The sequence below is a fragment of the Bradyrhizobium sp. UFLA06-06 genome, from assembly GCF_054820065.1.
On record NZ_JADFUD010000126.1, the window covers coordinates 1 to 6,962 of the forward strand.

Sequence of the window (6,962 nt, forward strand, 5' to 3'; positions counted from 1 at the left end):
CCCTTCAGATCGGTCTTAGAGAATCGCAGATTCGCCTTTGCGCAAAGCCCTCGCTTGCGGGGGAGGTCGCATCGCATCGTAGATGCGATGCGGGTGGGGGCTCTCTCCTCGATGCGACTCGCGGAGAGAACCCCCACCCCAGCCCTCCCCCGCAAGCGGGAGAGGGAGCGCAGCATCTTCGCGGCGCCGATTCGACCCAGCTTCAACATGCCCTAGGTCGCCTCGACACTGTGTTGTATCGATGGTCGCGTGAGCGCCTTTGTGGGATTCTCGCTGGGCATTCGAATCACATTTGGCTGACCCGCACTGCAAGTTGAGAATTTGCCGATGGACATGAGCCTGAAGGACGTCCTGGAATCGATCCAAATGGCGGCGCGCTCGGTTGGCGCCGAGGTCGCCTCGCCCTGGTTCTATCTGCAGTTCGGCATCATCCTCGCCGCCGCGGGCCTCGCCTACGCCGCCGATACCGCCATTCATGCGCGGGTCGACATGGCGTCGCTGGCGATGCGCTGGCCGCTGCCGCTTCGGCACTTCGCCCGCGTGATGGTGAAGAGCGCCTCCACCGCCGTGTTCGCGGTCCTGATGATCATCTCGCGCATCGTGATGTGGCACGCGACCTGGCCGAGCCGCAGCTATCTGATCGCGGTCTCCGCCAAGCTGGCGCTGGCCTGGCTGGTGATCCGCCTCGTCACCTCGGTGATCGACAACGCCTTCATCGTCAAGCTGGTCTCGATCGCAGCCTGGGTGGTTGCCGCGCTCAGCATCATCGGCCAGCTCGACTGGGCCGCCGAGACGCTGGATTCGTTCGCCGTCGTGGTGGGCGGTCTGCGGCTGACGCCGCTGCTGCTGATCAAGGCCGGCGCGCTGCTGATCGTGGCGCTGTGGCTGAGCAATATCGCCAGCAATTTCATCGACGGCCAGATCACCCGCTCGACCGACCTGACCCCGTCGATCCAGGTGTTGTTGGTCAAGATCATTCGCATCGGCCTGATGGTGGTCGCGGTCGCCATTGCCTTGAGCGCGGTCGGGATCAATCTGTCGGCGCTGGCGGTGCTGTCCGGCGCCGTCGGCGTCGGCATCGGTTTCGGCCTGCAGAAGATCGTCGCCAACTTCATCTCGGGTATCATTCTGCTGGTCGACAAGTCGGTGAAGCCGGGCGACCTCGTCACCATCGGCGACAGCCAGGGCCGCATCAGCGCGATGAAAACCCGCTACATCTCGGTCGCCGCCGGCGACGGCCGCGAGTTCCTGATCCCGAACGAGGACCTCGTGACGCAGAAGGTCACCAACTGGACCTACACCGACAAGAATACGCTGGTGAAGATCGCTTTCGCCGTCAACTACGACGCCGATCCAAGGCTGGTCTGCAAGCTCGCGATCGATACCGCCGCGGCCCATGCCCGCGCGCTCAAGGGCAAGCCGCCGAACTGCATCCTCACCGAATTCGCCGAGCTCGGCATGAAGTTCTCGCTGACCTTCTGGATTGCCGACCCCGATGGCATGGACAATGTGAAGAGCGACGTCATGCTGGCGCTGTGGGACGCCTTCAAGCAGCAGGGCATCCGGGTGCCCTACCCGGTGCGGGAACTCCGCATCCGCGGCGGCGCGCTGCCGGTCGAGAGCGTGGTCGAGGTCTCGAACTGACCCTCGAGCACAATCTTTTTGCAGGAGCGGTGGCCGCTGTTCCGAATTGTGCCCGGAAATCAAGCCGTTTGGACATGTCCCCATGCCCAAGCTTGGCTTGCGCCGGGCGCGCCGATCATTAAATTAGGGCCTGAAATCAGCCCCTTGCCCGCAGAAACAGCCCGCCCATGAGCTATATCGACGCCACCGACACCTCGCTTCGCAAGACCGGCCAGATCAAGCTGCACGGACCGAGCGGCTTTGCCGGCATGCGCAAGGCGGGCGCCCTGGTGTCGAAATGCCTCGACGCGCTCACCGATATCGTCAAGCCGGGCATCCCGACTTCGGTCATCGACGAGTTCGTCCGCAAGTTCGCCTTCGACCACGGCGCCTATCCGGCGACGCTGATGTATCGCGGCTATCGCTACTCGACCTGCACCTCGATCAACCACGTGGTCTGCCACGGCATGCCGGGCGACCGGCCGCTGAAGGAAGGCGACATCGTCAATGTCGACGTCACCTTCATCGTCGACGGCTGGTACGGTGATTCCAGCCGCATGTATGCGATCGGCGCCATCGCGCGGAAGGCCGAGCGGCTCATCGAGGTGACCTATGAGGCGATGATGCGCGGCATCGCCGCGGTGAAGCCCGGCGCCACCACCGGCGATATCGGCCATGCCATCCAGAGCTATGTCGAACCGCAGGGCATGAGCGTGGTGCGCGACTTCTGCGGCCACGGCCTCGGCCGCCTGTTCCACGACGAGCCGAACATCATCCATATCGGCCGCCCCGGCGAGGGCGCGCCCTTGAAGCCCGGCATGTTCTTCACCATCGAGCCGATGATCAATCTCGGCAAGCCGCATGTGAAGATCCTGTCCGACGGCTGGACCGCGGTGACCCGCGACCGTTCGCTGTCGGCGCAATTCGAGCACTCGGTCGGCGTCACCGCCGACGGCGTCGAGATCTTCACGCTGTCCGAACGCCATGGCGAGAAGCCGTGGGTTCAGGTGTAATCGGGTTCAGGTGTAATCGGATCCAGGTCCAGTCATCCTCGGCAAGTTCAGTAGTCGCTCCGCGTGCGCTCGACGATCTCCTCGGGCGTATGGTTCTCTCCGATCGACATCGCACAGATCCGCGACAGATGCAGATAGGACAGTCCGGTCTCCTCCGCCCAGGCGTTGAACTGCGCCTGCACCCTGGCGAGATCGCGCTTCGACTTGACCTCCTCGGCGATATCGAGGCCGGCATCGCGCAGGCAGGCGACGACGTCGCGCGACGTGACGAAACCGTCCCAACCGAGGAAGCGCAGCAGCATCTGTCCGGTGTTGCCGCCGAGCCGGCTGCCGCGCTTGGCCAATAGCTCGAGCAGTCCGACCTCATCCGATGACGGCCAGGCGCTAAGGAATTTGCCGAAGCTGCCATGCTCGCGCGCGATCTCCTGCACGAAGCGGCCGTTGTCGCGCACCGACATGATCTTGGCGCCGTTGCGCACGATCCTGGCGTCGCTGACAAGCTTCTCCCAGAATTCGTCGGGCTTGAAGGCGAGCTTGGCGGGCTGAAAGCCGAGGAACGCCTCCTCGAAGCCCGGCCATTTGGCGTCGATCACGCTCCAGGCAAAGCCCGCGCAGAACACGCGCCTGGTCATCTCGGCCAGCACGCGGTCGTCGCCAAGCTTGGCCAGCGCCTTGGCGCCCGCCGGCGGCCGCAACAGCTTCTCCAGCGCCTTCGGCCCGCCCTTGCGCTTCTCGGCGCGCGAGCGGATCACCTTGAATGATGTCACGCCGCCCTCCCCCTCTTTGCTCTCGAACCGTTGCAGCCGACGGTAATTCGCCGGTCGCGTCGTGGCAAACCGGAGCGGCATCGCCCCCCCGGCATCGGCCCTTGCAAAATGCGGCAGGCACGGCATGGTTGTGGCCGATGCCCGCCAAGCCCGATACCAGCGACGACGAAGCCGGCGAGACGCCGCATTATCACGGCCATCGCGAACGGCTGCGCGAGCGCTTCTATGCGGCCGGGCCCGACGCGCTGACCGACTACGAGCTATTGGAAATGGCGCTGTTCGCCGCGATTCCGCGCCGCGACACCAAGCCGTTGGCCAAGGCGCTGTTGAAGAAGTTCGGCTCCTTCGCCGAGGTGGTGCACGCGCCGGTGGCGCGGCTGCGCGAGGTCGAGGGCGTCAAGGATGCCTCGATCAACCAGATCAAGCTGCTCGCCGCCGCCGCCGGCCGGATCGCCAAGGGCGAGATCAGGCGCAACATCGCGCTGTCATCCTGGGACGACGTCATCGACTATTGCCGCACCGGCATGGCGTTCGCCGACAAGGAGCAGTTCCGCCTCCTGTTCCTCGACAAGCGCAACCAGCTGATCGCCGACGAGGTGCAGCAGACCGGCACCGTCGATCACACCCCGGTCTATCCGCGCGAGGTGATCAAGCGCGCGCTGGAATTGTCCGCCACCGCACTGATCCTGGTGCACAATCATCCGTCCGGCGACCCGACGCCGTCGCAGGCCGACATCCAGATGACGAAGGCCATCATCGACATCGCCAAGCCGCTCGGGATCGCCGTGCACGACCACATCATCGTCGGCAAGAACGGGCATACCAGCTTCAAGGGCATGCGGTTGATTTAGCATTGGACTCGACAAGCCCTCCGCTGTTGTCCCGGCCTAGTGCGCAATTGCGCACGGGGGCCGGGACCCATAACCACGGGGTTGCGTTGTCGAAGCACACCGTGGCTCCAGCTTTGCAAGCCAATTTGCTTTCGTGGTTATGGGTCCCGGGTCGCGCTGCGCTTGCCCGGGACGACATCGAGATTGTGGCGGAGAGTCATACGTCCGCATTCTCGCGACATCTCTTGCCGAGCCTTGCATCTCGTTCCGTCCGCGTCATACGAACCAAGCGCAACTGACGCTAAACTAGCCCATGCAACGTTTTCCGCGCGGCGGCGTTTGTTGCAGGTTGATCTCATGGCTGGGGGACCGATGTCCGATTACGTCATTGAGGAGGGGCTGCCCTATCCGCTGGGCGCCCACTGGAGCGGCCACGGCACCAACTTCGCGGTGTTTTCCGCCAACGCCACCAAGGTCGAGGTCTGCCTGTTCGACGGCGAGCGCGAGACCCACCGCTTCGAGCTGCCCGAATATACCGACCAGGTGTTTCACGGCTTCATCAACGGCGTGCAGCCGGGGACGTTCTACGGCTATCGCATTTACGGTCCCTACCAGCCGGACGGCGGCCACCGCTTCAATCCGAACAAGCTGCTGCTCGATCCCTACGCCTGCGCCCATGCCGGCAGCCTGACCTGGAATCCGGCGGCGTTCGGCTACAAGATGGAGAGCGGCGACGACCTCACCTTCGACGAGCGCGACAGCGCGCCGTTCATGCCGAAATGCGTGGTGGTCGATCCCAATTTCGACTGGGTCCAGGAAGCGCAGCGGCAGGACGTGCATTGGGACGAGACCGTGGTCTACGAGACCCACGTCAAGGGGTTTACCAAACAGCACCCGGGCGTCGACGAACATTTGCGCGGCACCTATGCCGGCTTCGGCTCGAACGCCGCGATCGATCATCTCAAGGCGCTCGGCATCACCTCGGTCGAGCTGCTGCCGGTGCATTCCTTCATCAACGACAGCAACCTCCTCGACAAGCGCCTCACCAATTACTGGGGCTACAACACCATCGGCTTCTTCGCGCCGGATCCGCGCTACGCCGCCGACGTGCCGAACAGCCTGCGCGAATTCAAGGAGATGGTGTCGCGGCTGCATGGCGCCGGCCTCGAGGTGATCCTCGACGTCGTCTACAACCATACAGCCGAAGGCAATGAGCGCGGCCCGACGCTGTCGTTCAAGGGCATCGACAATGCGAGCTATTACCGGCTGCTGCCGGACAAGCGGCGCTACTACATCAACGACACCGGCACCGGCAACACGGTGAACCTGTCGCATCCGCGGGTGATCCAGATGGTGATGGACAGCCTGCGTTACTGGGCCGGCCACATGCACGTCGACGGCTTCCGCTTCGATCTCGGCACCATCCTGGCGCGCGAGGTCTACGGCTTCGACGAGCAGTCCGGCTTCCTGAAGGCGATGAACCAGGACCCGCTGCTCGCGACCGTCAAGCTGATCGCCGAGCCTTGGGACTGCGGTCCCGGCGGCTACCAGGTCGGTGGCTTCCCGCCAGGCTGGGCGGAATGGAACGACAAGTATCGCAACGTCGTGCGCGATTTCTGGCGCGGCGAGGCGGCGCCCGGCGCGCTGGCGCCGCGGCTGCTCGGCTCGCACGACGTGTTCAACCGCGAGGGCCGCCGCACCTGGGCCAGCGTCAACTTCATCACCGCCCATGACGGGTTCACCCTGAACGACTGGGCGAGCTACAACAACAAGCACAACGAGGCCAACGGCGAGAACAACAATGACGGCTCGTCGGACAACCACTCCTGGAATTGCGGCGCCGAGGGCCCGACCGACAATCCGGATATCCGCACGTTGCGCGAACGGCAGAAGCGCAACATGCTGACGACGCTGCTGGCCTCGCAGGGCACGCCGATGCTGCTCGGCGGCGACGAGTTCGGCCGTACCCAGCGCGGCAACAACAATGCGTACTGCCAGGACAACGACATTTCGTGGTTCGACTGGAATTTTTCCGACGACGCCGGGAAGCTGCTCGCTTTCACCAAGCGGATGATCAAGCTGCGGCGCGACTATCCGATCCTGCGCCGCAGCCGCTTCCTCTCCGGCGATCGCGATCCGCAGCTCGAGATCCGCGACGTGGTCTGGATCAACACGGCAGGCGTGGAGATGACGCAGGCCGACTGGACCACCGGCTGGATCAAATGTTTCGGCGTCGTGCTCGACGGCCGCGCGCGCAAGACCGCGATCGCGCGCGAGGGCGAGGACGACACCGTGCTTGTCATCCTCAACAGCTATGACGGCGAGGTCGACTTCAAGCTGCCGCCGACGTCAGCCGGCCCGCGCTGGTCGCTGCTGCTGGATACCAATGCGCCGGAAGAGCCGCCGGGCGCGCAGTTTGCGTTCGACGGCACGTACAAGGCGGCGGGGCGTTCGTTCGTGCTGCTTACGGCGGGCGAGGTGAAGTCATCCCCGTAGCCCGGATGGAGCGCAGCGTAATCCGGGCTACGCCTTCCCCCTGAAAGGGGGAAGGTCGGGATGGGGGTCAGCCACAGGCGATGCTGCAAGCCGAGAGAGCAGATCCCCACCCGCTTTGCTCTGGCGAGCAAAGCGACCTCCCCTTTTCAAGGGGAGGTTGGAGCCGATCCGCACGCGGAATGGCGGATTACGCTTCGCTGATCCGCTGGACAGAGCCTGTCTCTTATACACAT

The 6,962-nt window shown here is 64.4% G+C and carries 5 protein-coding genes; 4 read left to right on the forward strand and 1 reads right to left on the reverse strand.

Translation table 11 applies throughout. The features are described from left to right. Positions 1-327: 327 nt before the first annotated feature. Together IF803_RS41910 and map are read left to right on the forward strand one after the other, a co-directional pair. Positions 328-1,644 (forward strand): mechanosensitive ion channel family protein, encoded by a 1,317-nt coding sequence (locus tag IF803_RS41910; RefSeq protein ID WP_028340442.1) that lies wholly within the window; start codon positions 328-330, stop codon positions 1,642-1,644. Positions 1,645-1,811: 167 nt separating this feature from the next. Beyond that, a complete protein-coding gene (map, locus tag IF803_RS41915) occupies positions 1,812-2,636 on the forward strand; it encodes a type I methionyl aminopeptidase (protein ID WP_016844429.1) in 825 nt (274 codons plus the stop codon). Positions 2,637-2,683: 47 nt separating this feature from the next. Here map and IF803_RS41920 read toward each other — a convergent pair whose 3' ends face one another. Next, positions 2,684-3,403, reverse strand: coding sequence for a DNA-3-methyladenine glycosylase I (locus tag IF803_RS41920; RefSeq protein WP_461196093.1), 720 nt, complete (start codon positions 3,401-3,403; stop codon positions 2,684-2,686). 137 nt (positions 3,404-3,540) lie between these two features. Here IF803_RS41920 and radC point away from each other — a divergent pair, with 137 nt between their 5' ends. Together radC and glgX are read left to right on the forward strand one after the other, a co-directional pair. Beyond that, positions 3,541-4,254: a RadC family protein gene (radC, locus tag IF803_RS41925; RefSeq protein ID WP_461196094.1), complete on the forward strand. Its 714-nt coding sequence runs from the start codon at positions 3,541-3,543 to the stop codon at positions 4,252-4,254. Between the two features lie 351 nt (positions 4,255-4,605). Further along, the gene (glgX, locus tag IF803_RS41930) at positions 4,606-6,729 is read left to right on the forward strand and encodes a glycogen debranching protein GlgX (protein WP_461196095.1); all 2,124 of its coding nucleotides are present in this window, start codon (positions 4,606-4,608) and stop codon (positions 6,727-6,729) included. The last annotated feature ends 233 nt before the right edge of the window (positions 6,730-6,962 follow it).